General features: G+C 68.7%; 21 protein-coding genes. 13 read left to right on the top strand and 8 right to left on the bottom strand.

The window, feature by feature from the left end; translation table 11 throughout:
• Positions 1–112: 112 nt before the first annotated feature.
• Positions 113–1,858 (top strand): aa3-type cytochrome oxidase subunit I, encoded by a 1,746-nt coding sequence (ctaD, locus tag A7U43_RS20705; protein ID WP_068003291.1) that lies wholly within the window; start codon positions 113–115, stop codon positions 1,856–1,858.
• Positions 1,859–1,913: 55 nt separating this feature from the next.
• Positions 1,914–3,176: a phosphoserine phosphatase SerB gene (gene serB / locus A7U43_RS20700; protein WP_068003288.1), complete on the top strand. Its 1,263-nt coding sequence runs from the start codon at positions 1,914–1,916 to the stop codon at positions 3,174–3,176.
• Here serB and yczR read toward each other — a convergent pair.
• The gene (gene yczR, locus A7U43_RS20695; RefSeq protein ID WP_067998961.1) at positions 3,173–4,618 is read right to left on the bottom strand and encodes a MocR-like transcription factor YczR; all 1,446 of its coding nucleotides are present in this window, start codon (positions 4,616–4,618) and stop codon (positions 3,173–3,175) included. The genes serB and yczR overlap by 4 nt on opposite strands.
• A 62-nt stretch (positions 4,619–4,680) precedes the next feature.
• Here yczR and A7U43_RS30115 point away from each other — a divergent pair, with 62 nt between their 5' ends.
• The 8 genes from A7U43_RS30115 (at position 4,681) to A7U43_RS20660 (ending at position 10,881) form a co-directional block, all read left to right on the top strand.
• Complete coding sequence (locus A7U43_RS30115) at positions 4,681–4,833, top strand: hypothetical protein (RefSeq protein WP_197499881.1); 153 nt, start codon at positions 4,681–4,683, stop codon at positions 4,831–4,833.
• Entirely contained in the window at positions 4,830–5,576 is a 747-nt protein-coding gene (yczE, locus tag A7U43_RS20690; protein WP_067998960.1) for a membrane protein YczE, read from the top strand. Before A7U43_RS30115 ends, yczE begins: the two co-directional genes overlap by 4 nt.
• On the top strand, positions 5,525–6,376 hold the full coding sequence (locus tag A7U43_RS20685; protein WP_067998958.1) for an ABC transporter ATP-binding protein: 852 nt from the start codon (positions 5,525–5,527) through the stop codon (positions 6,374–6,376). The genes yczE and A7U43_RS20685 overlap by 52 nt, the downstream gene beginning before the upstream one ends.
• Positions 6,373–7,194 carry an NUDIX hydrolase gene (locus A7U43_RS20680; protein ID WP_067998957.1) on the top strand — a complete coding sequence of 274 codons (822 nt, stop codon included), beginning with the start codon at positions 6,373–6,375 and terminating at the stop codon, positions 7,192–7,194. Before A7U43_RS20685 ends, A7U43_RS20680 begins: the two co-directional genes overlap by 4 nt.
• Complete coding sequence (locus tag A7U43_RS20675) at positions 7,191–7,904, top strand: enoyl-CoA hydratase (RefSeq protein ID WP_067998955.1); 714 nt, start codon at positions 7,191–7,193, stop codon at positions 7,902–7,904. The genes A7U43_RS20680 and A7U43_RS20675 overlap by 4 nt, the downstream gene beginning before the upstream one ends.
• Positions 7,905–7,913: 9 nt before the next feature.
• Complete coding sequence (locus A7U43_RS20670) at positions 7,914–8,942, top strand: class I SAM-dependent methyltransferase (RefSeq protein ID WP_067998952.1); 1,029 nt, start codon at positions 7,914–7,916, stop codon at positions 8,940–8,942.
• Between the two features lie 3 nt (positions 8,943–8,945).
• A complete protein-coding gene (locus A7U43_RS20665) occupies positions 8,946–10,112 on the top strand; it encodes a THUMP-like domain-containing protein (protein ID WP_067998950.1) in 1,167 nt (388 codons plus the stop codon).
• Positions 10,113–10,176: 64 nt separating this feature from the next.
• Positions 10,177–10,881, top strand: a complete 705-nt coding sequence (locus tag A7U43_RS20660) for an esterase (RefSeq protein WP_067998948.1) — start codon at positions 10,177–10,179, stop codon at positions 10,879–10,881.
• Between the two features lie 12 nt (positions 10,882–10,893).
• Here A7U43_RS20660 and A7U43_RS20655 read toward each other — a convergent pair whose 3' ends face one another.
• The gene (locus tag A7U43_RS20655) at positions 10,894–12,183 is read right to left on the bottom strand and encodes an outer membrane protein assembly factor BamB (RefSeq protein ID WP_067998946.1); all 1,290 of its coding nucleotides are present in this window, start codon (positions 12,181–12,183) and stop codon (positions 10,894–10,896) included.
• A 47-nt stretch (positions 12,184–12,230) separates the two neighbouring features.
• On the opposite strand from A7U43_RS20655, the gene A7U43_RS20650 reads away from it, so the two are divergent.
• Positions 12,231–12,968 (top strand): acyltransferase, encoded by a 738-nt coding sequence (locus tag A7U43_RS20650; RefSeq protein WP_067998944.1) that lies wholly within the window; start codon positions 12,231–12,233, stop codon positions 12,966–12,968.
• On the opposite strand, the gene A7U43_RS20645 is transcribed toward A7U43_RS20650, so the two are convergent.
• The 5 genes from A7U43_RS20645 to A7U43_RS20625 form a co-directional block, all read right to left on the bottom strand.
• Complete coding sequence (locus A7U43_RS20645; protein ID WP_067998941.1) at positions 12,969–13,763, bottom strand: SRPBCC family protein; 795 nt, start codon at positions 13,761–13,763, stop codon at positions 12,969–12,971.
• 12 nt (positions 13,764–13,775) lie between these two features.
• The gene (locus A7U43_RS20640; RefSeq protein ID WP_067998939.1) at positions 13,776–14,360 is read right to left on the bottom strand and encodes a winged helix-turn-helix domain-containing protein; all 585 of its coding nucleotides are present in this window, start codon (positions 14,358–14,360) and stop codon (positions 13,776–13,778) included.
• Between the two features lie 64 nt (positions 14,361–14,424).
• A complete protein-coding gene (locus A7U43_RS20635; RefSeq protein ID WP_067998937.1) occupies positions 14,425–15,654 on the bottom strand; it encodes a glycosyltransferase family 4 protein in 1,230 nt (409 codons plus the stop codon).
• Between the two features lie 25 nt (positions 15,655–15,679).
• Positions 15,680–17,209 (bottom strand): 1,4-alpha-glucan branching protein domain-containing protein, encoded by a 1,530-nt coding sequence (locus tag A7U43_RS20630; protein ID WP_067998936.1) that lies wholly within the window; start codon positions 17,207–17,209, stop codon positions 15,680–15,682.
• Positions 17,210–17,229: 20 nt separating this feature from the next.
• Positions 17,230–18,015, bottom strand: coding sequence for a class I SAM-dependent methyltransferase (locus tag A7U43_RS20625; protein WP_067998933.1), 786 nt, complete (start codon positions 18,013–18,015; stop codon positions 17,230–17,232).
• A gap of 198 nt (positions 18,016–18,213) precedes the next feature.
• On the opposite strand from A7U43_RS20625, the gene A7U43_RS20620 reads away from it, so the two are divergent.
• Entirely contained in the window at positions 18,214–19,005 is a 792-nt protein-coding gene (locus tag A7U43_RS20620) for an electron transfer flavoprotein subunit beta/FixA family protein (RefSeq protein WP_067998931.1), read from the top strand.
• 44 nt (positions 19,006–19,049) lie between these two features.
• Positions 19,050–20,006, top strand: coding sequence for an electron transfer flavoprotein subunit alpha/FixB family protein (locus A7U43_RS20615; RefSeq protein WP_067998929.1), 957 nt, complete (start codon positions 19,050–19,052; stop codon positions 20,004–20,006).
• Positions 20,007–20,078: 72 nt separating this feature from the next.
• On the opposite strand, the gene A7U43_RS20610 is transcribed toward A7U43_RS20615, so the two are convergent.
• Positions 20,079–21,278: an IS30 family transposase gene (locus A7U43_RS20610; RefSeq protein ID WP_472419442.1), complete on the bottom strand. Its 1,200-nt coding sequence runs from the start codon at positions 21,276–21,278 to the stop codon at positions 20,079–20,081.
• Positions 21,279–21,591 lie beyond the last annotated feature (313 nt).

Genomic DNA, 21,591 nt, shown 5'->3' with positions numbered 1-21,591 from the left:
CACGCGAATACGACAGTTTGTAGGACACCGATGCCGCGCCCGACGGTGATGGGGATAAGATGCCGACAGAGCCATTGCCGGGACGACCCGTCGACTTTTTATGGAGGATCTGTTGGTAGCCGAAGCGCCCCCAATCGGAGAACTCGAGGCACGGCGTCCGTTCCCGCAGCGGATGGGCCCCAAGGGCAACCTCATCTACAAGCTGATCACCACGACCGATCACAAGCTGATCGGCATCATGTACTGCGTCGTGTGTTTCAGCTTCTTCCTCATCGGCGGCCTGATGGCGCTGCTGATGCGCACCGAGCTGGCGGTCCCGGGCCTGCAGTTCCTGTCCAACGAGCAGTTCAACCAGCTGTTCACCATGCACGGCACGGTGATGCTGCTCTTCTACGCGACCCCCATCTTCGCCGGGTTCGCCAACCTGGTGTTGCCGCTGCAGATCGGCGCCCCGGACGTCGCGTTCCCGCGGCTCAACGCGTTCGCGTTCTGGCTGTTCCTGTTCGGCGCGTTGATCGCCATGGGTGGTTTCATCACCCCCGGCGGCGCCGCCGACTTCGGCTGGACCGCGTACTCGCCGCTGACCGATGCCATCCACTCCCCGGGCGCCGGTGGTGACCTGTGGATCATGGGTCTGGCCGTCGGTGGTCTTGGCACCATCCTGGGTGCGGTCAACTTCATCACCACGGTGGTCTGCATGCGTGCCCCGGGCATGACCATGTTCCGGATGCCGATCTTCACCTGGAACGTCCTGGTGACCTCGATCCTCATCCTGATCGCGTTCCCGATCCTGACCGCCGCGCTGTTCGGTCTGGCCGCCGACCGTCACCTCGGCGCGCACATCTACGACCCGGCCAACGGCGGCGTGCTGCTCTGGCAGCACCTGTTCTGGTTCTTCGGTCACCCCGAGGTGTACATCATCGCGCTGCCGTTCTTCGGCATCGTCTCCGAGATCTTCCCGGTGTTCAGCCGCAAGCCGATTTTCGGATACACCACGCTGATCTACGCGACGCTCGGTATCGCGGCGCTGTCGGTGGCGGTGTGGGCGCACCACATGTACGCCACGGGTGCGGTGCTGCTGCCGTTCTTCTCGTTCATGACGTTCCTGATCGCGGTGCCGACCGGTATCAAGTTCTTCAACTGGATCGGCACGATGTGGAAGGGGCAGTTGACCTTCGAGACACCGATGCTGTTCTCGGTGGGCTTCCTGATCACCTTCCTGCTCGGTGGTCTGTCCGGTGTGCTGCTGGCCAGCCCGCCGCTGGATTTCCACGTGACGGACTCCTACTTCGTCATCGCGCACTTCCACTACGTGCTGTTCGGCACCATCGTGTTCGCCACCTACGCGGGTATCTACTTCTGGTTCCCGAAGATGACGGGCCGCCTGCTCGACGAGCGCCTCGGCAAGCTGCACTTCTGGCTGACCTTCATCGGTTTCCACGCCACCTTCCTGGTGCAGCACTGGCTGGGTGACGAGGGCATGCCGCGCCGCTACGCCGACTATCTGCCCAGCGACGGGTTCACCACGCTGAACGTGGTCTCCACCGTCGGCGCGTTCATCCTCGGCATCTCCACGCTGCCGTTCGTCTGGAACGTGTTCCGCAGCTGGCGTTACGGCGAGCCCGTGGTGGTCGACGACCCGTGGGGTTACGGCAACTCCCTGGAGTGGGCCACCAGCTGCCCGCCGCCGCGGCACAACTTCACCGAACTGCCCCGGATCCGTTCGGAGCGTCCGGCGTTCGAGCTGCACTACCCGCACATGGTCGAGCGGATGCGGGCCGAGGCGCACATCGGTCGTGCGCACGGGCCCTCCGACGGTGACGTCACCAGAATCGATGACGTCGAAGTCCGCAGCTGATCTGATCCGGCACGACCTGACGACAACTGACTCGAGGCATCAAACGGAGGTGGGTGTGCCGACGGCCTCGCAGTCAGTCGACCCCGCGCGCAAGCGTTCATCGTTGTTGATCACGGTCACCGGGGTGGACCAGCCCGGCGTGACCTCCGCACTGTTCGAGGTGCTCTCCCGCCACCATGTGGAGCTGCTCAACGTCGAACAGGTCGTGATCCGCGGCAGGCTCACCCTGGGTGTGCTGGTGTCGGTGGAGTCCAAGGTCGCCGACGGCTCCGAGTTCGCCGACGAGGTCCGCGCCGCCATCCACGGGGTGGGCCTGGATGTCGCGATCGAGCGCAGTGACGACAAGCCGGTGCTGGAGGGGCCCTCCACGCACACCATCGTGGTGCTGGGCCGCCCGATCACCGCCGAGGCGTTCGGGGTGGTGGCCCGCGAGGTCGCCGCGCTCGGAGTGAACATCGATTTCATCCGCGGGGTCTCCGACTACCCGGTGACCGGGCTGGAGCTGCGGGTCTCGGTGCCGCCCGGCGCGGTCTACGCCGAACTGCAGAACGTGATGGCGCGCACCGCCGTCGCGCTCGGGGTCGATATCGCGCTGGAGGATTACAGCCTGTCGCGGCGGACCAAGCGCCTCATCGTGTTCGACGTGGATTCCACCCTGATCCAGGGTGAGGTCATCGAGATGCTCGCCGACCGGGCCGGCGCATTGGCGGCGGTCGCCGAGGTCACCGAGGCGGCGATGCGCGGTGAGCTGGACTTCGCCGAGTCGCTGCACAAGCGGGTTGCCACGCTGGCCGGCCTGCCCGCCGAGGTGCTCGACGAGGTGGCCGATCAGATCGAGCTGACCCCCGGGGCGCGCACCACGATCCGCACGTTGCGTCGACTGGGATATCACTGCGGCATCGTCTCCGGCGGCTTCCGCCAGGTGATCGAGCCGCTGGCGCACGACCTGATGATGGATTTCGTCGCGGCCAACGAGCTGGAGATCGTCGACGGCAAGCTCACCGGCCGGGTGGTGGGTCAGGTCATCGACCGCCCCGGAAAGGCCAAGGCGCTGCGCGATTTCGCCCAGCAGGTCGGGGTGCCGATGGAGCAGACCGTGGCCGTCGGGGACGGTGCGAACGATATCGACATGCTCTCGGCCGCCGGGCTGGGTGTGGCCTTCAACGCCAAACCCGCGCTGCGCGAGGTGGCCGACGCGTCGCTGAGCCACCCGTACCTGGACACCGTGCTGTTCATCCTGGGGGTGACCCGCGGTGAGATCGAGGCCGCCGACGCCGTCGACGGCACCGCACGCCGGGTCGACATCCCCGACGTCTAGACGACCACTCCCGCGCGGGTCTCGGCGGCGGCGACGCCGGTGATGGACTGCCAGGCGCGCGCCATCACCTCCACGGCCGCCTCCAGTTGGGGCTCGGGCAGCGCGTAGGGCACCCGGATGAACCGTTCCAGCGTGCCGTCGACGCCGAAGCGCGGCCCGGCGGGGAGATCCAGCCCGAGCCGCGACGCGGCGGCCGACAGCGCGGTGCTCATCGGCGCGGGCAGTTGCACCCACAGTGACATCCCGCCGCGGCCCGGTCCGGGACGCCAGTCCGGCAGCCGGCGGGCCAGCAGTTCGACGAGATGGGCCCGCCGGGCCAGCAGTAGTTCGCGACGCTCCGGTAGGACCGCGTCGCGGATCGTGAGAAGTCTTGCCGCCGTGAGTTGTTCGAGAATCGGGGTACCGAGATCGACCGAGGACCGGATGGCGGCGATGGTGGCCAGGGTGGCGGGTTCGGCGCGGATCCAGCCGATCCGCAGGCCGCCCCAGAACGATTTGGACATCGAACCGATGGTCAGCACCAGGTCGTGGCGGGACGGCACCGCCGCGGCCAGCGGCGCCGGCGGTGCCTCGTCGATCCACATGTCCATGATGGACTCGTCGACGATGGTGCGGGTCCGGGTCTCAGAAATTATGTGGCCCAGTCGGTTTCGCTGCGCGGGCGACATGGTGAACCCGGTCGGGTTGTGGCTGTCCGGGATGACGTAGGCCAGCGCGGGTGCCAGCTGACGGATCGCGGCGTGCAGGGCGTCGAGTTCCCACCCGTTCTCGTTGAGTGCCACCGGCACCGCGCGGGCACCGGCGGTCGAGATCGCAGACAGTGCACCGTGATAGCTGGGTTGCTCGACGAGTACCCGGTCACCGGGTTGGGTGAACGCCGCCAGGATCAGGCCGATGGCGTGTTGCGCGCCGCTGGTGATCATGATCTGCTCGGGTTCGGTGGGCAGTCCACGCGCACAGTATCTTTCGGCGACCGCCCGGCGGAGCGTGCAGACACCGGTCAGTTCGTGGCCGGGCTCGGCCAGGTAGGGCGTGATATCGCGGGTGGCATCGGCGAAGGCCTCCAGCACCGCGGCGCTGGGAGCCGACAGCGCGGCCGCGGCCAGGCTCATCGTCGGCGCGCCGGCCGCAGCGGCGATCTGCGGTCGCGGCGGCAGGGACGCGGTACTGCGGGCGCCGCGACGGGCGGTGAGATAGCCGTCCTCGCGCAGCGCGCTGAACGCCGCGGTGACGGTGGTCCGCGACACCCGTAACGCGTCGGCCAGCGCACGCTCGCTGGGCAGCCGGGAGCCCACCGGGACACGGCCGTCGACGATGAGCAGCCGGAGGGCATCCGCCAGGCCGAGGTAGGCCGGGCCGGTCAAACTGGATGTGCGCCAGTTGCCCAATTCGCGGGCCAGTAGGTCCACATCGAGTGCTCTGGTTCCCATTTCGCTGGACATTAAGGCCAGTATCGGTCAACTGGCTATTGATTGGCAAGCCACATGACCATGATCATCGAGTCATGCACAGCAACTGGATGTCCCGAGTGGTCGGTAAGTATCGACGGGCCGGCACCCACAACCGGTGGGATGCGCGCGACCCGGAGAGTTCGGACGCACGCCGGGTCCGCAACGAACTCGACGCCATCCGCGCGCGCTTCCCCGACCACGCATGAGGGGCCGCGGTGCTGCGGTGCTGCCGGCCGGCCTGCTGCTCGCGGGCCTGACCGGTTACGGCTTCTCGATGGCCCTGATGGTCCAGGCCGGACTCGGACTGGACCCGTGGGATGTCTTTCATCAGGGTTTGAGCCGGCACACCGGGATGACCATCGGCGTCGCGTCCGCGGTCGTCGGCGTGGCGGTGTTGCTGGCCTGGATCCCGCTGCGCAACCGGCCGGGGATCGGCACGATCGCCAACGTCATCGTCATCGCCGTCACCGTCGACATCGGGATCGCCGTGCTGCCTTCCCCCGAAGACCTCCGGCTGCGGGTACCGATGATGGTGGGCGCGGTGCTGCTGAACGCCGTCAGCACGGTGCTCTATATCGGGGCCGGGCTGGGACCCGGCCCGCGTGACGGGCTGATGACCGGGCTGGTGGCGCGCACCGGGCTCTCGGTGCGGTTGGTCCGCACCGTCATCGAGGCCACCGTGCTGAGCGCCGGGTGGCTGCTCGGCGGCACCGTCGGTGTCGGCACCGTCGTCTACGCGTTCGGTATCGGGCCACTGGTGCAACTGATCCTTCGGCACATGCCGCGGCGGCTGCTGCTGCACGACTTCGGCGCCCCGGGGCGAGCGGAGCGAGCGGTGACACCGCGCGGTGCCGGGCGGCGCCGTCCGGTCGGGGGTGGCGACACTACGATGGGCGGGTGCCCGCAGACGAGCCCGTTGCAGCCGATGTCCCCGGAGAAGACCTACTGATCGATTTCGCCAAGGTCACCCTGCGGCGTGGGGGCAAGACCCTGGTGGGGCCCATCGACTGGGCCGTCGAACTCGACGAACGCTGGGTGGTGATCGGGCCCAACGGGGCGGGCAAGACGTCGCTGCTGCGCATCGCCGCCGCCGTGGACCATCCGTCCTCGGGGACGGCGTACGTGCTCGGCGAGCGCCTCGGGCGCACCGATATGGCCGAACTGCGCTCCCGGGTGGGGTTGAGCAGTTCGGCTCTGAGCCAACGGATTCCCGATGACGAGATGGTTCGCGACCTGGTGGTCTCGGCCGGTTACGCGGTGCTCGGGCGCTGGCGCGAGCACTATGACGATGTCGACTACGAGCAGGCCCTGGACATGCTCGAAAGCGTCGGCGCCGAGCACCTGGCGATGCGCACCTACGGCACCCTGTCCGAGGGCGAACGCAAGCGGGTACTGATCGCGCGTTCCCTGATGACCGACCCGGAACTGCTCCTGCTCGACGAGCCCGCCGCCGGTCTGGACCTGGGCGGCCGCGAGGAGTTGGTGGCCCGCCTCGCCGATCTGGCCGCCGACCCCGACGCGCCCGCCATCGTGCTGGTCACCCACCATGTCGAGGAGATCCCGCCCGGTTTCAGCCACTGCCTGCTGCTTTCGGAGGGCAGCGTGGTCGCGGCCGGACTGCTCACCGAGGTGCTGACCGCGCAGAATCTGTCGACGGCATTCGGGCAGTCGATCGCCCTGGACTACATCGACGGTCGCTATTTCGCCCGGCGCACCCGCAGCCGCGCGGCACACAGGAGGCGCGCATGACCGACAGTTTCGAGCCGCTGCCGGCCCGGCCGGCCTCCACGGTCATGCTCATCCGGGACACTCCGCAGGAGAGCATCTCGGTGTTCCTGATGCGCCGGCACGCGGGCATGCAGTTCGTCGCGGGCACCACGGTGTTCCCCGGCGGCGGCGTCGATGACCGGGACCGGGATGCGACGATCGCCTGGTACGGGCCCGACCCCACGTGGTGGGCGGACAAGATCGGCGTCGACGACGACCTCGCCGCGGCGTTGGTGTGCGCGGCGGCGCGGGAGACCTTCGAGGAGTCCGGGGTGCTGTTCGCCGGGGCCGCCGACGATCCGGACCTGCTGGTCGATGACGCGTCGGTCTACCGCGAGCAGCGCGCCGCCCTGGAGAACAAGTCACTGTCCTTCGCGGAGTTCCTGCGTACCGAGAACCTGATGCTGCGTGCCGATCTGTTGCGGCCGTGGGCCAACTGGGTGACCCCGATCGAGGAGCGCACCCGTCGCTACGACACCTACTTCTTCGTCGGTGCGCTGCCGCAAGGCCAGAAGGCCGACGGCGACAACACCGAGACCGACCGTGCCTACTGGGCCACCCCCGAGTCGGCGCTCGATGACTTCGCCGAGGGCCGCACCTTCCTGCTCCCGCCCACCTGGACCCAATTGGACTCGCTGGCCGGGCGCACCGTCGCCGAGGTGCTGGCGGTGGACCGCCAGATCGTGGCGGTGTCGCCGCACCTGACGGTGTCCGAGGGCAACTGGGAGATCGAGTTCTTCGACAGTGGCCGCTACAACGAGGCCCGCAACCGGCGTTCCCCGGACGGTTACCGCGCATGAGGGAGTTCGTCACCTCCGTCGCCGATGAGGGGATCGGCACCCTGGTGCTGTCTCGGCCGCCCAGCAATGCGCTGACCCGGCAGATGTACCGCGAGATCGGCGCGGTCGCCGCCGAGCTCGGTGCCCGCGACGATGTGGGCGCCGTCATCGTGTTCGGCGGCCACGAGGTCTTCAGCGCCGGTGACGACATCGCGGTGTTGCGCCGCCTGGGGGCCGCCGATGCCGAGAGCGTCACCGCGGGCTGCCGGGCCGCACTGGACGCCGTCGCGGCGATCCCGAAGCCGACGGTCGCCGCGGTCACCGGGTATGCGCTGGGTTCCGGTCTGGCGCTCGCGCTGGCCGCGGACTGGCGGATCGCCGGCGACAACGTCAAGGTGGGCGTCACCGAGGTGCTGGCCGGGCTGCTGCCCGCCGCGGGCACCGACCGGCTGGTGGGCACCGTCGGCGCCGCGCGGGCCAAGGAGCTGGTGTTCAGCGGTCGCTTCGTCGGCGCCGAAGAGGCCCTCGCGCTCGGCCTGGTCGACGAGCTGGTGGCCCCGGACGGGGTGTACGATGCCGCGCTGAGCTGGGCGCGCCGGCACGCCGAGGCGCCCGGATACGTGCTCGCCGGGGCCAAGGCGATGATCGATGCCGCTGCCACCGTGACCGACGCCGCAGGTGAAGGGGTGCGCCGCTACGTCGAGGTCTTCGGGTCGACCATCGGCAGTTAGGCTGCCCATATGACGAGCACGGACCACACGCCAGGCGTTGCCACCGACGCCGACCGCAAGCCCGATGTCGCCGCCGGAGCGGCTCCGGAACCCAATCCGCACGCCACCGCCGAGCAGGTCGAGGCCGCGCTGAAGGACACCAAGCTGGCCCAGATCCTCTACCACGACTGGGAGGCCGAGACCTACGACGACAAGTGGTCGATCTCCTATGACCAGCGCTGCATCGACTACGCGCGCGGTCGTTTCGACGCCATCGTGCCCGACGAGGTGCAGCGGGAACTGCCGTATGACCGGGCGCTCGAGCTGGGCTGCGGCACCGGGTTCTTCCTGCTCAACCTGATCCAGGCCGGGGTGGCCCGGCGAGGCTCGGTCACCGACCTGTCCCCGGGCATGGTCAAGGTCGCCACCCGCAACGGGCAGGGCCTGGGACTCGACATCGACGGTAAGGTCGCCGACGCCGAGGGCATCCCGTACGAGGACAACACCTTCGATCTGGTGGTCGGCCACGCCGTGCTGCACCACATCCCCGATGTGGAGAAGTCGCTGCGCGAGGTGGTACGGATCCTCAAGCCGGGCGGCCGTTTCGTGTTCGCCGGGGAGCCCACCAGCGCCGGCAACGTCTACGCCCGCAATCTGTCCACGCTGACCTGGCGGCTGTCGACCAATATCACCAAGCTGCCCGGACTGGAGAGCTGGCGCCGCCCGCAAGAGGAGCTTGACGAATCCTCGCGCGCGGCCGCCCTGGAGGCCGTCGTGGACCTGCACACCTTCGATCCCGAGGATCTGGAGCGGATGGCGACCAATGCCGGAGCCGTCGACGTCGCGACCGCCAGTGAGGAATTCACCGCCGCCATGCTGGGCTGGCCGATCCGCACCTTCGAGGCGTCGGTGCCCGCGGGCCGGTTGGGTTGGGGCTGGGCCAAATTCGCGTTCAACAGTTGGACGACCCTGAGCTGGGTGGACGCCAACGTCTGGCGCCGGGTGGTGCCCAAGGGCTGGTTCTACAACGTGATGGTCACCGGGGTCAAGCCGTCCTGACCGTTGGTTGACTTCACGCTCGACGACGTCGCCTACCTCCGCAGTGACGATGGCCGACGAGCGCTGGCCGACGTGGCCGACCTGGCGCTGAGCGGCGCCGGACAGGTCACCGATATCGCCACGGTACGAACACGTTTCGGTGAGCGCACCGCGATACTCGTGGAGACCATATTGCTGCGCCGCAAGGCCGCGGCCAAGTTCGACGATCCGTCGGCGTGGCTGTTCACCGACGACGCCCTGCAACAGGCCACCGCCGCCGCGGTGGCCGAGCACCGGGCCCGCAGGCTCGTCGGCGCGCGGGTGCACGACGTGACCTGCTCGGTCGGGGCCGAACTGGCCGCGCTGGGGCCGGTCGCCGGGCAGCTGCTGGGCAGTGATCTCGACCCCGTGCGACTGGCGATGGCGCACAACAACATTCCCGACGTTCCGCTGTGCCGTGCGGACGCGCTGCGGCCGGTCACCCGGGACACCGTGGTGCTGGCCGACCCGGGCCGCCGCTCCGGTGGCCGGCGCCGGTTCGATCCGCGCGCATACGCTCCGCCGCTGGACGCGCTGTTCGACGTCTATCGCGGGCGCGATCTGGTGGTGAAGTGCGCGCCCGGAATCGATTTCGACCAGCTCCCCGAACTCGGTTTCGACGGGGAAGTGGAGCTGTGCTCGTCGGGCGGCAGCGTGCGGGAGGCATGCCTGTGGTCGGCGGGTCTGGCGACGCCGGGGGTGCGGCGCCGGGCGAGCCTGCTGGATCGCGCAGAGCAGCTCACCGACGCCGATCCCGACGAGTGCGCGGTGCGCCCGGCGGGGCGCTGGATCATCGACCCCGACGGTGCGGTGGTGCGCGCCGGCCTCGTGCGCCAGTACGGCACCCGGTACGGGTGCTGGCAGCTGGACCCCGACATCGCCTATCTGTCCGGTGACGAACTTCCGGACGGGGTGCGGGGTTTCGAGGTTCTCGCCGAGATCGGATTCGACGAGAAGCGACTGCGCCGGGAACTGGCGGCCCGCGACGGTGGTGCGCTGGAGATCCTGGTGCGCGGTGTCGACGTGGATCCCGACGCGCTACGCCGACGTCTGAAGTTGCGCGGCGCGCAACCGCACTCGGTGGTCATCACCCGGATCGGTACCGGAGCGGCGGGACGGGCGGTGGCGTTCATTTGTCGGCCGTCGCGATAGTGCCACGGGTACCCTGACGGGCAGCGGCGCCTGGGCCGCCCCCTGCTTCCGGAGGATCCCTTAGATGCGCGTACCCCCGCTGGCCGTCTCGGTGCTGGCCGCAACCGTCACCGCCCTGTCGGGTCTCGCGGGTGCCGGCACGGCGGCGGCCGCCCCGCCCAAGTGCGAGGACGTGGGTGCCACCGCCGGCCCCGGTTTCACCTGCCAGATCCAGCAGACCGACCCGGCCTACACCCTGAACATCAGTTTCCCGTCCGATTACCCGGACCAGAAAGCGGTCGTCGAGTACATCAAGCAGACCCGGGACGGGTTCTTGAACGTGGCGAAAACCCCCGATTACCGTCCGATGCCCTACGAACTGGACACCACCTCGGTTCAGTACACCTCCGCGGTGCCGCCGCGCGGCACGCAGTCGGTGGTGTTCACCACCTACCAGAACGTCGGGGGTGCGCACCCGCAGACCTTCTACAAGGCGTTCAGCTGGGACCAGGCCTACCGCAAACCGATCACCTTCGAGAACCTGTTCCGCGCGGGCACCGACCCGCTGCCGGTGATCTTCCCGGTGGTGCAGGCCGACCTGGCCCGCCAGTCCGGCATCCCGGACCCGGTGCTGCCGGACGCCGGGCTGGATCCGGCCAACTACCAGAACTTCGCCATCACCGACGAGGCCGTCATCTTCTTCTTCGGGCAGGGCGAGCTGCTGCCGGAAGCGGCAGGCGCCGTTGCGGTGTCGGTGCCGCGGGCGATCGTCGCCCCGCTGCTCGCCTGATCCCACGACAGGCTAGGCGGGTGCGAAGCCGTAGACCTGGCCGTCGCTGGTGGCGGTGACGATCCGCCCGTCGTGACCGATCGATACCCCGACCGGCCAGCCGGTGGCCTCCGGCAGCGGGTACCGGTTGACGGTGCCGCCCTCCAGGGGGTCGAACACCAGCAGGGCCTGGCCCTGCTCGCCGTCGCGCACCACGGTGTAGCCGAGGTCCTCACCGGCCCGGCTCGACGTCGACAGCGGTTCGATATCGGCACGCGTCCAGACGATCTCGCCGGTGTCGGTGATCCCGGTCAACTGCGCGCCCGGGCCACCCCCGGCGACGATGACGCCCTCCGGTGTCACCGAGGGCGGGGTCTGCGGCTGGTACCCCAGCACCGTCGACCATTTCGCGGTGCCGTCGGCGGTGTCGAGGGCCCACAACCGTCCGTCGCGGCCGTTGACGTAGGCGGTGCTGCCGTCGGCCGACAGCACGGGACTGGCGATGGGCCCGCCGCCGACCGCCTGGCTGGTCCATTCACGGCTCAGGATGGGGGTCTGGTCCGGTCGGTAGCGCAGGCCGACGAGCACGGGCGCCGGCGCGTCCGGCTCCCACAGCCCGACTACCAGGATGCCGGTCTGCGCGGCGAATGCGGGGGCCGCCGACACCGGGCACCGGGGTCCGGCCGTCGCGCAGTCGGCGAGACCACGATCGGAATCGGTCGGGTCGACCCCGGCCACCAGATCCAGTGAGGTGCCCACCACGGTGCCCTTGTGGGCGTCGAACACCAGTACCTGGCCCAGATGGGTCAGCACGAGGAGCCGGCCGGGGGACAGCAGCCTTGGCGTGGTCGGCATCCCGATCACCGGCTGACGCCAGCGGATCCACTGGGTGGGCGGGTAGGACATCATGCCGCCGGGCTGGCCGATGTAGAGGTTGTCGAAGTCATCGAACAGTGGACTCGACCGCGCGCCGCCCTGCCACAACCGGGTGCACCAGCGCTGACGGGCGTTGTTGTCGGTCTCCCACACCATCAGCGAGCACCCGGCGGGGGTCTGCCCGTTGACGGCGAGGTAGCTGCGCGATCCGAGGGCGACCTGCGCGCCCAGGTCGCCCTTGACCGACCGCTCCCAGTCCGGGGTCAGCGCCTGCGCCCCGTCGAGCGGGCGGTAGCTGCTGTTGGCCGCGTCGGCGTACTGGGCCGCCCAGCCGGTCGACGGGTGGGCCGCCACCCACGAATCGGTATTTCCGCAGGAGCTGACGGTCAGCGCCGCGATTCCCAACACGGCAGCAAGCCGGCGCACAGTTCCTCCTCGAGCAGGCATCGAGTCCCGAGACTAGCCCGTACCGGGCTCGCGTAGGCTGACCGGCCATGACGACGATGTGGGGCGCGCCGTTGCACAAGAGGTGGCGGGGTTCGCGGTTGGGCGATCCGCGCCAGGCGCAGTTTCTGACCCGCGATTCGCTGCGCTGGGTGCTGGCCAACAAGGCGTACACGCCGTGGTACCTGGTGCGCTACTGGCGGCTGTTGAAGTTCAAGCTGCGCAACCCGCACATCATCACCCGCGGCATGGTGTTCCTGGGCAAGGGTGTCGAGATCGAGGCCACCCCGGAGCTGTCCACCATGGAAATCGGGCGCTGGGTGCACATCGGGGACAAGAACACCATCCGCTGCCACGAGGGTTCGTTGCGCATCGGCGACAAGGTGGTGCTGGGCCGCGACAACGTGATCAACACCTACCTCGACATCGAACTCGGTGATTCGGTGCTGATGGCCGATTGGTGCTACGTCTGCGATTTCGACCACAAGATGGACAGCCTGGAGCTGCCCATCAAGGACCAGGGCATCATCAAGAGCCCGGTGCGGATCGGGCCGGACACCTGGGTCGCGGCGAAGGTCAGCGTGCTGCGCGGCACCTCCGTGGGGCGCGGGTGCGTGCTGGGTGCGCACGCGGTGGTCAAGGGGGAGATCCCGGACTTCTCCATCGCGGTCGGCTCACCGGCCAAGGTCGTCAAGAACCGCAAGGTCGCCTGGGATGCCTCGGCCGCCGAACGCGCCGAACTGGCGGCGAACCTGGCCGATATCGAACGGAAGAAAGCCGCCCGCTGATCAGCGCAGCGCGCCCTCGAGCAGGGTGCGCCACGCGGGCCGGGCCAGCGCGGCATTGCGCTCGGCGTCGGCACCGTAGAAGAACGCGTTGACCGCGGTGCTGGTCTGGCCCCCCGGCGCGCAGCTGCCGAACATCACCGTCCCCGGGGTGGGTTCGGCCAACCGCACCACCAGGTAGCGCTGGTTCTCGTCCTGATGGATCCGCTCGACCAGCCCGACGAAATCGTCCTCGGCGGGCCGCAGCGTGCGCAGGTCGCCCACGTCGGCGCCGTGCAGGCCGAAGGCCGCCAGCATGAGCTTCCACGCCTCGGGCTGGGGGAGGTCGCCGGTGGCCGAAAGGTGGACCGAGACCGCCGGCCGGCCCGCGAAGTGCCGGAGATAGGTCTGCAGCACCGCGAAGTGCCCGGGCCAACCGGACTCGAACCCCTCGATCTGGTCATCCCAGTCGGCACTGTCGGTGAACAGCGAGTGCACCATCCGGATGACGCAGCGGTCCCCGGCGCGTGCGGTGACGGTGACCTCGGTGACGACCGGCGGCGCGCCCTCACACCAGTCCCGTTCGACATAGCCCAACCGGTGCGGCGGTTCCCAGTGGGTCACGTCACCGCTGGAGGATCCACTCGCTCCGAAATCGAATTCGACTCTGCCGCCGACGCTCTCGTCGATCGTGGTGTCGGTGAACCAGGCCGAGTTTCCCGGGCCGGTGGCCACCGCCTGCCACACCTGTTCCGGTGTGCCGTCGACGACCAATTCGAGGTCGACCCAGCGCTTCTCGTCATCGTGGTGGGCGGGCATGGGGCACTCCTTCTATCCGTCCGACGGCGCGGGGTAGGACGCGACGACCAATCGGTGCGCCCGTCCGCGCGGTGCCGTCTCGTCGTGGTAGCGGGCCGCCAGCGCGGCGACGGCCTCGGTGAGGTCCCGGGTGAAAAACGCCCGATCCGCCGGGGACCGGAAGCGGATCGTGGTGTCGACGGATAGCGTCGCCATCCGTTTGTCGGCGCTGCGCGCCGCCTGCCACAGTTCGCCCACCTCGCTGACGATGCGAGCCGCCAGCGCGATGAGGTGGCCGGCGGAGAACCGGTCGTTGGTCTTGCCCGGGGTGGGGGCGACCTCGCCGAGGGCGGTGGGCGACACCACGTAGGACGCCGCGCTGGCCACCAACAGACGTTCGGTGAGTCCACCCCACTGCCGTTCCTCGGCGACGGTGACCAGGTTGTGCTGTTCCAGCGCCCGCAGGTGGTAGTTGACCTTCTGCCGGGTCAGCCCGACGCGGGCGGCCAGCGTCGCCGCGGAAGCGGGCTCGGTCAACTCGGCCAGCAGCCGGGCGCGCACGGGGTCGAGCACGCTGGTGGCGGCCGCCGGGTCGCTGATCACCTCGATCTCGACCATGTCAGCCAGTCTCGTCCTTGACAAAATTATTTGTCAAGGGGTTCCGCGGGTGCGGCCGGGTGGGTCAGCCGTAATCCGGGAGGGGGCGTTCCACGATCAGCCGTCGCGGTTGTGGTTGCCGCTCGGCACGTTTGGCCGACAGGTAGACCTGCGCGGTGTGGTCGGCGACCGTCGGCCAGGAGAAATCCGAGGTGAGCCGGTCCCGGGCGGCGAACGCCCGCACCTGCGCGGCGGCCGGGTCGTCGAGCACGCCGCACACCGCCGCGGCGAGGGCGGCGACATCACGCGGCGGGTGCGATGCCCCCGTGACGCCGTCGATGACGGCTTCGCCGAGCCCACCGGCGGTTGAGGTGACCAACGGGGTTCCGGTGGCGGCGGCCTCCAGCGCCACGATGCCGAAGGGTTCGTAATGCGAGGGCAGGACGGCCGCATCGGCGCGGTGCAACAAGGTGACCAGTCCCTGATGATCCACCCGGCCGATGAACCGGGTCGCCTTGAGAACCCGGTACTTGCGGGCCTGCGCGGTGAGGAAATCGAGCTGGGTGCCGTCGCCGGCGATGGTCAGGGTGGTGCCAGGGTGGGCCTTGCGGATGCGCGGCAGCGCGGCGATCGCGTCGTGCACACCCTTTTCGTATTCGAGGCGGCCGAAGTACAGCAGCTCGGCGGGTCCACCGTGGCGGCTGCGGGGCGCGAAAGGCCATCCGTCGGTGTCGATCCCGTTCGGGATGACGGTGGTCTCGGAGAGCCCCGGCCCGAACAGCGTGTCGATCTCCTCGCGCATCGACGCCGAACACGTGATCAGCGAATCGGATTCGTGGACCAGCCAGGATTCCAGTGCGTGCACCTGCCGGCTGACCTGCCCGGACACCCAGCCCGAGTGCCGCCCGGCCTCGGTGGCATGGATGGTGGTCACCAACGGCACGTCGAAGAACTCGGCCAAGGCGATGGCCGGGTGCGCCACCAGCCAGTCGTGCGCGTGCACCAGGTCGGGCTGCCAGTCACGCAGGGTCAGTCCGGCGCGGACCATGGCGTGGCCCATCGCCAGCGTCCAGGCCATCATGTCGGTGCCGAAACCGAATTCATGCGGGTCCTGTGCGGCGGCGATGACCCGCACACCCTCGTCGACCTCGTCGGTGGACGGATGGGTGCTCGGGTCGGTGCCGGTGGGCCGACGCGCGAGCACGACGACCTCGTGGCCGGCGAGCACGAGCTCGGTGGCCAGATGATGCACGTGCCGGCCCAGCCCGCCGATGATCACCGGCGGGTACTCCCAGGACACCATGAGGATCTTCACGCGCAGGCACCTTCGACGATCCGGTTCATCGGGGGAGCCGCCTGGCGTCGAGGGCACCGAACAGCCCGTCGGCCCGGTTCCAGTCGCCGGCCAGCCGCTGCGCCAGCTCACCGCGCCCGGAGGCCAGCGCGGCCGCGATCTCGCGCGTGGCATGCGCATGCAGATGGGCGCGATAACGCGCGTACTCGGCGGCGGAATCCTTGCTGACCATGAACGGCCAGTCACTCGACACCGTCAGCAGCGTCTCCCGCAGGATCTGGTCGGCCACGAAGTCGCGGGACGCGCCGGGGCCGCGGTGGGCCAGCGCCTTGTCCACCGCCGCCAGCGCGGTATCGACGACCTCGGCGTTGAGCGCCACCAGATCGGACACCTTCGTACCGTTCCACACCTGCCAGTCCTTGCCCGAACCCCAAGAGCTGGGCGGCAATTCGACAGCGGTGCCGACGAACCCGGCCTCGGTGGCATCGGCGAGGGTGCCCACCCGGACTCCGGCCTCCGGGAGGGCACGCAGCAGCCGTTCCAGCCAGCGCGGGCCCTCGTGCCACCAGTGCCCGAACAGTTCGGTATCGAAGGCGGCGACGACGTGTGCGGGCCGGCCGATGCGCTCGGACTCCGCGTGCAACCGGCGGCGCACCACGTCGACGAAATCGGCGACGTGTCTGTCGATCGCCCGCTCGGCGCGCTCCGGCTCGTAGGGCGCCTTGGCGTCGGAGGGCACGTTGCGCCCGGTCACCCGCGCCGGTTTCAGGCCGGTCAGATGGTCGTAGGTGTGGAAATCGCGATAGGCCGCGTGCCCGGGGTAACCGGATTTCGGTGACCACACCCGATAGCTCACCTGCAGGTCCCGGCCGAAGGCCACCACATCGGTGTCGCCGACGGGGCGGCCCAGCGCGGTATCGCCGTGCAGCGACGGCCCGTCGACCATGAAATGGCCGACACCTGCCGCGGCGTAACCGACCTCCATGCCGGGTGCGTACGCGCATTCGGGCGCCCAGATCCCGGTCGGGGTGTGGGCGAAACGTTGCCGGGCATCGGCCAGCCCCTCGCGCAGTGCGAAGTCGCGCAGCCGCGGATTGAGCAGGGGCTGGAACGGATGTGCCAGCGGTCCGCCGAGCAGTTCGATGGTTCCGGCGTCGACGAGCTGGCGCAGCAGTGGGCTGCCGCCGTGGCGCCACAGCGTGGTGAAGTCCTCCAGTGCGGCGGTCGCTGCCTCGTGCTCGCGAAATCCGAACTGTCGCATGGCTTCCGGGGAACCGAAGGTGCCCGCCGCGGTGCCGGTGCGGATGGTGGTCGCCTCGAGGGCGCGCAGCTGCCAGTTTGCCAGCCAGTGGTGCATGCCGGTCAGGCAGTACGGGTCGTCCAACTGGGCGGTGACCACCGGCGTCATGCCCAGGCTCACCAGGTGACTGCGGTCCTCGGCGGCCAGGGTGCGCAGTACCCGCATGAGCGGCAGATAGGACGCCGCCCACGACTGATACAGCCACTCCTCACCGACCGGCCAGCGCCCGTGATGGGCCAGCCACGGCAGGTGCGTGTGCAGCACCAGCGTGAACATTCCGGGGACCGCAGGTTGCGTCACGGCAACACCGCGATGGCCACCAGATCCAGGCTGTCATCGATGCTGCGCTCACCGGCGTCGAGCAGATCGAAATCCTCGGCACGGACCGCGGCGACGTCGGCGAGCAGGCTGTGCGACCACGGTGCGCCGGCGACCGCACGGTCGATCTGGGCCGCGATGATCGACCCGCCGTGCCGGGCGTCGAGTTCGGCCAGCGCGTCCCCGTGGAAGACCCCGAGCATGGCGTCCACCCGGAAGCCGCCCTCGTGCAGCAGCTCGGTGAGCTCGCGGGCATTCAGTTCGCGGGTGTGAAACGGGTTGAGCGGGGTGTCGCGCCCGGGCGAGAAGGTGATCCGGTTGGGGGTGGACATCAGCAGCTGCCCGCCCGGGCGCAGCACGCGGGCACATTCGGCGACGAACTGGCCCTGGTCCCACAGATGCTCGATGACCTGGAAGTTGACCACCACATCGACCGAGTCGTCGGCCAGTGGCAGGTCCGCCAGATTGCCCAGGTGCATCTGCACCCGCGGGTATTTCGCCCGGATGTGGGCGACGGCCTGCTCGTCGTAATCCACCCCGGTGACACTGCGCGCGCGATCGGCGATCAGATCCGCGCCGTACCCCTCGCCGGGCCCGGCCTCCAGTACGTCGCGACCGGCACAGCGGTCGGCGAGGCGCTGATAGACGACCTCGTGGCGGCGGAACCAGTAGTTCTCCTCGGCCAGGCCGGGAATCGTGCGCTCGCCGGTGAGAGGCAGGGGATCACCCGGGCCGGTGCTGTCGACGGAACCGATTGTGCTCATTGGAAGGCAGGCTAACCCGTAATGGCCGGTTCGCGAACGGATGCCCTGGGTGACCGTGGGGTCTGAGCGAACCAACTGACCGGTTATGGTGTCCTTGCGCGCCGTCAAAGTTACCCGCGAGTAACATGGTGGCCGTTGGACGAAACGTGATATGCCCAGGCCGGCTGCCGGCCTCATCGAGGAGGACGAACCACAGTCATGACAAACATCGTGGTCCTGATCAAGCAGGTCCCTGACACTTGGTCCGAGCGCAAGCTGTCCGAGGGTGACTGGACCCTGGACCGGGAAGCCGCCGACGCCGTGCTCGACGAGATCAACGAGCGTGCCGTCGAAGAAGCGTTGCTCATCAAGGAACGTGAGGGTGGCGACAGCACGGTGACCGTGCTCACCGCCGGTCCCGAGCGCGCCACCGAGGCCATCCGCAAGGCGCTGTCCATGGGCGCCGACAAGGCCGTGCACCTCAAGGACGACGGTCTGCACGGCTCCGACCTGGTCCAGACGGGCTGGGCGCTGGCCCGCGCGCTGGGCACCATCGAGGGCACCGAGCTGGTCATCGCCGGTAACGAGGCCACCGACGGTGTCGGCGGTGCCGTGCCCGCCGTCATCGCCGAGTACCTGGGACTGCCGCAGCTGACCCACGTGCGCAAGCTGAACGTCGAAGGCGGCAAGGTCACCGCCGAGCGCGAGACCGACGACGGCGTGTTCGGCCTCGAGGCGTCGCTGCCCGCCGTGGTCAGCGTCAACGAGAAGATCAACGAACCGCGCTTCCCGTCCTTCAAGGGCATCATGGCCGCCAAGAAGAAGGAAGTCACCGTCCTGACGCTGGCCGAGATCGGTGTCGAGGCCGACGAGGTCGGCGTGGCCAACGCCGGTTCCAAGGTGCTCTCCTCGACCCCCAAGCCCCCGAAGACGGCCGGCGAGAAGGTCACCGACGAGGGCGAGGGCGGCAAGAAGGTCGCCGAGTACCTGGTCTCCCAGAAGCTGATCTAGCAGCGGCCCCCCGAACATTCATTTCACAAAGGACATAGACACACATGGCTGAAGTACTTGTGCTCGTCGAGCACGCCGAAGGTGCCCTGAAGAAGGTCAGCACCGAACTGATCACCGCCGCCCGCGTGCTGGGCGAGCCGTCTGCGGTCGTGGTGGGCCCCGAGGGCACCGCCGCCGGTCTCACCGATGGTCTCAAGGCCGCCGGTGCCGCCAAGATCTACGTCGCAGAGTCCGCCGACGTGGACAACTTCCTGGTCACCCCGAAGGTCGACGTGCTCGCCGCGCTGGCCGAGTCGGCCGCACCCGCGGCCGTCGTGATCGCCGCCAATGCCGAGGGCAAGGAAGTCGCCGGCCGGCTGGCCGCGCGCCTGGGCTCGGGCCTGCTGGTCGACGTCGTCGAGATCAAGGAAGGCGGAGTGGGCGTGCACTCCATCTTCGGTGGTGCCTTCACCGTCGACGCCCAGGCCACCGGTGAACTCCCGGTGATCACCGTCCGTCCGGGTGCCGTCGAGGCAGCCCCGGCCGAGGGCGCCGGCGAGGTCGTCAGCGTCGAGGTGCCCGCCCAGGCCGAGAATGCGACGAAGATCACCTCCCGCGAGCCGGTCGTCGCCGGTGACCGTCCGGAGCTCACCGAGGCCAGCGTCGTGGTCGCCGGTGGCCGCGGCGTGGGCAGCGAGGAGAACTTCAAGATCGTCGAGGAGCTCGCCGATTCGCTCGGCGCCGCCGTCGGTGCATCGCGCGCCGCCGTCGACTCCGGTTACTACGCCGGGCAGTTCCAGGTCGGTCAGACCGGCAAGACGGTGTCCCCGCAGCTCTACATCGCGCTGGGCATCTCCGGTGCCATCCAGCACCGGGCCGGCATGCAGACCTCGAAGACCATCATCGCGGTCAACAAGGACGAAGAGGCGCCGATCTTCGAGATCGCCGACCTCGGCATCGTCGGCGACCTGTTCAAGGTCACCCCGCAGCTGACCGAGGCGGTCAAGGCCCGCAAGGGTTAGATCCCGCTCTCTGCAGTTCGAAAGGCGCCCCGGAACGCAGGCGGTTTCTAGGGGTCGTTGCAACACTGCTGGTTAATTGGCCAGTAGTAGATCACGCAGGCGCTCGGCTGGGGTATCCCAGCCGAGCGTTTTGCGTGGGCGGCCATTGAGTTCCTGGGCGACGTGTTCGAGATCTTCGGGCCCGAACACGCTCAGGTCCGTGCCTTTTGGGAAGTACTGGCGCAATAGGCCGTTGGTGTTCTCGTTGCTGCCGCGCTGCCAGGGGCTGGCCGGATCGCAGAAGTACACCGCCATGTCTGTAGCCATGGCGAACTGTTTGTGCCCTGCCATCTCGGCGCCCTGATCCCAGGTCAGCGATCCACGCAGATGCGCTGGAAGCGTGCTCATGGTCGCAATCAGTGCGTCGCGTACGGATTCGGCGTCGTGGCTGCCCGGCAGGTGTACCAGCATGGTGTAGCGCGTCGATCGCTCAACCAGGGTGCCGATCGCAGTCTGGTTCTTCTCACCGGTGATCAGGTCTCCTTCCCAATGTCCAGGAACCGCACGGTCGGCCACCTCGGCAGGACGATCACTGATCATCACCATCGGATCGACGAAGCGTTGATAGCGTTCACTTTCCTTGCGCTGCGGTTTACGTCTGGTGCGACCGGTCCGAAGTGCGTGAGCCACTTCCCTTTTAAGGCCACCGCGAGCCTGGAAGTAGAGGGCTTGGTAGATCGTTTCGTGGCTCACCCGCATGCTCTCGTCGTCGGGATGATCCCGACGGAGGCGATGGGAGATCTGCTCCGGTGACAGCTTGCGCGACAGACCTTCTTCAACCGCTTCCTGCAGGACCGCGTTGACGACCAGTTTGGACTGTTTGGGCCGAGCCCGGGCTTCGGCGGCCGCCCGATCGGCGTGATAAGGCAGATAGCAGCCATCAACGCTGCGAGCACGAATCTCCCGTGACACCGTGGACACGTTCTTGCCGATCCGTTTGGCGATGGTGCGCAGCGACTGCTTGCCGAGCATTCCGTCGGCGATGGCCACACGGTCCTGGACCGACAAGTACCGGTCACCGATGGCCGGTCGCCCGGTGTCATCGCAGATCAGATTGCTCACCGGCTGTTTGTAGACGGTCTTTTTGGTGTAGTCCACGACCAGCCCATCGGAGTGAATCCGCGTGTTGTTGACGTGCCGGATCCCTTTGCGCCAGTCCCGCGCGGTCCGCACGTTGACACCGACCTCCCGCGCGGCTCGCTCGGTGGACCAGCCCTGCTCGAACAGCTCCACGCACCGACGTTTCGCCTCGGGCTTGCCCCACGGGATCTTTTCGCTGGTGACCAGCCCTTCGGCGACCAACATTTTGCGTGCCGTCGAATGCGACACCCCACACGCTTTAGCCGCCTGCAGGATCGAACCGCTGTCCTGGAAGACGGCCACGATGACATCCCGGTCGGCCACCGCGCGCTGACCACGGGCCGACCCGACAGGCCGGCCGATCGCCCGCAGAATGGCATAACACCGCTCACGCGAGACCCCGATCACGACCGCGGCTTCTTTCACCGGCACCCCAGCATCAACCAGCCTCGCTAGCTGATCCCCC

This window comes from Mycobacterium adipatum, assembly GCF_001644575.1.
Classification (GTDB): Bacteria; Actinomycetota; Actinomycetes; order Mycobacteriales; family Mycobacteriaceae; genus Mycobacterium; species Mycobacterium adipatum.
This window is presented reverse-complemented; position numbering and strand designations above follow the sequence as displayed.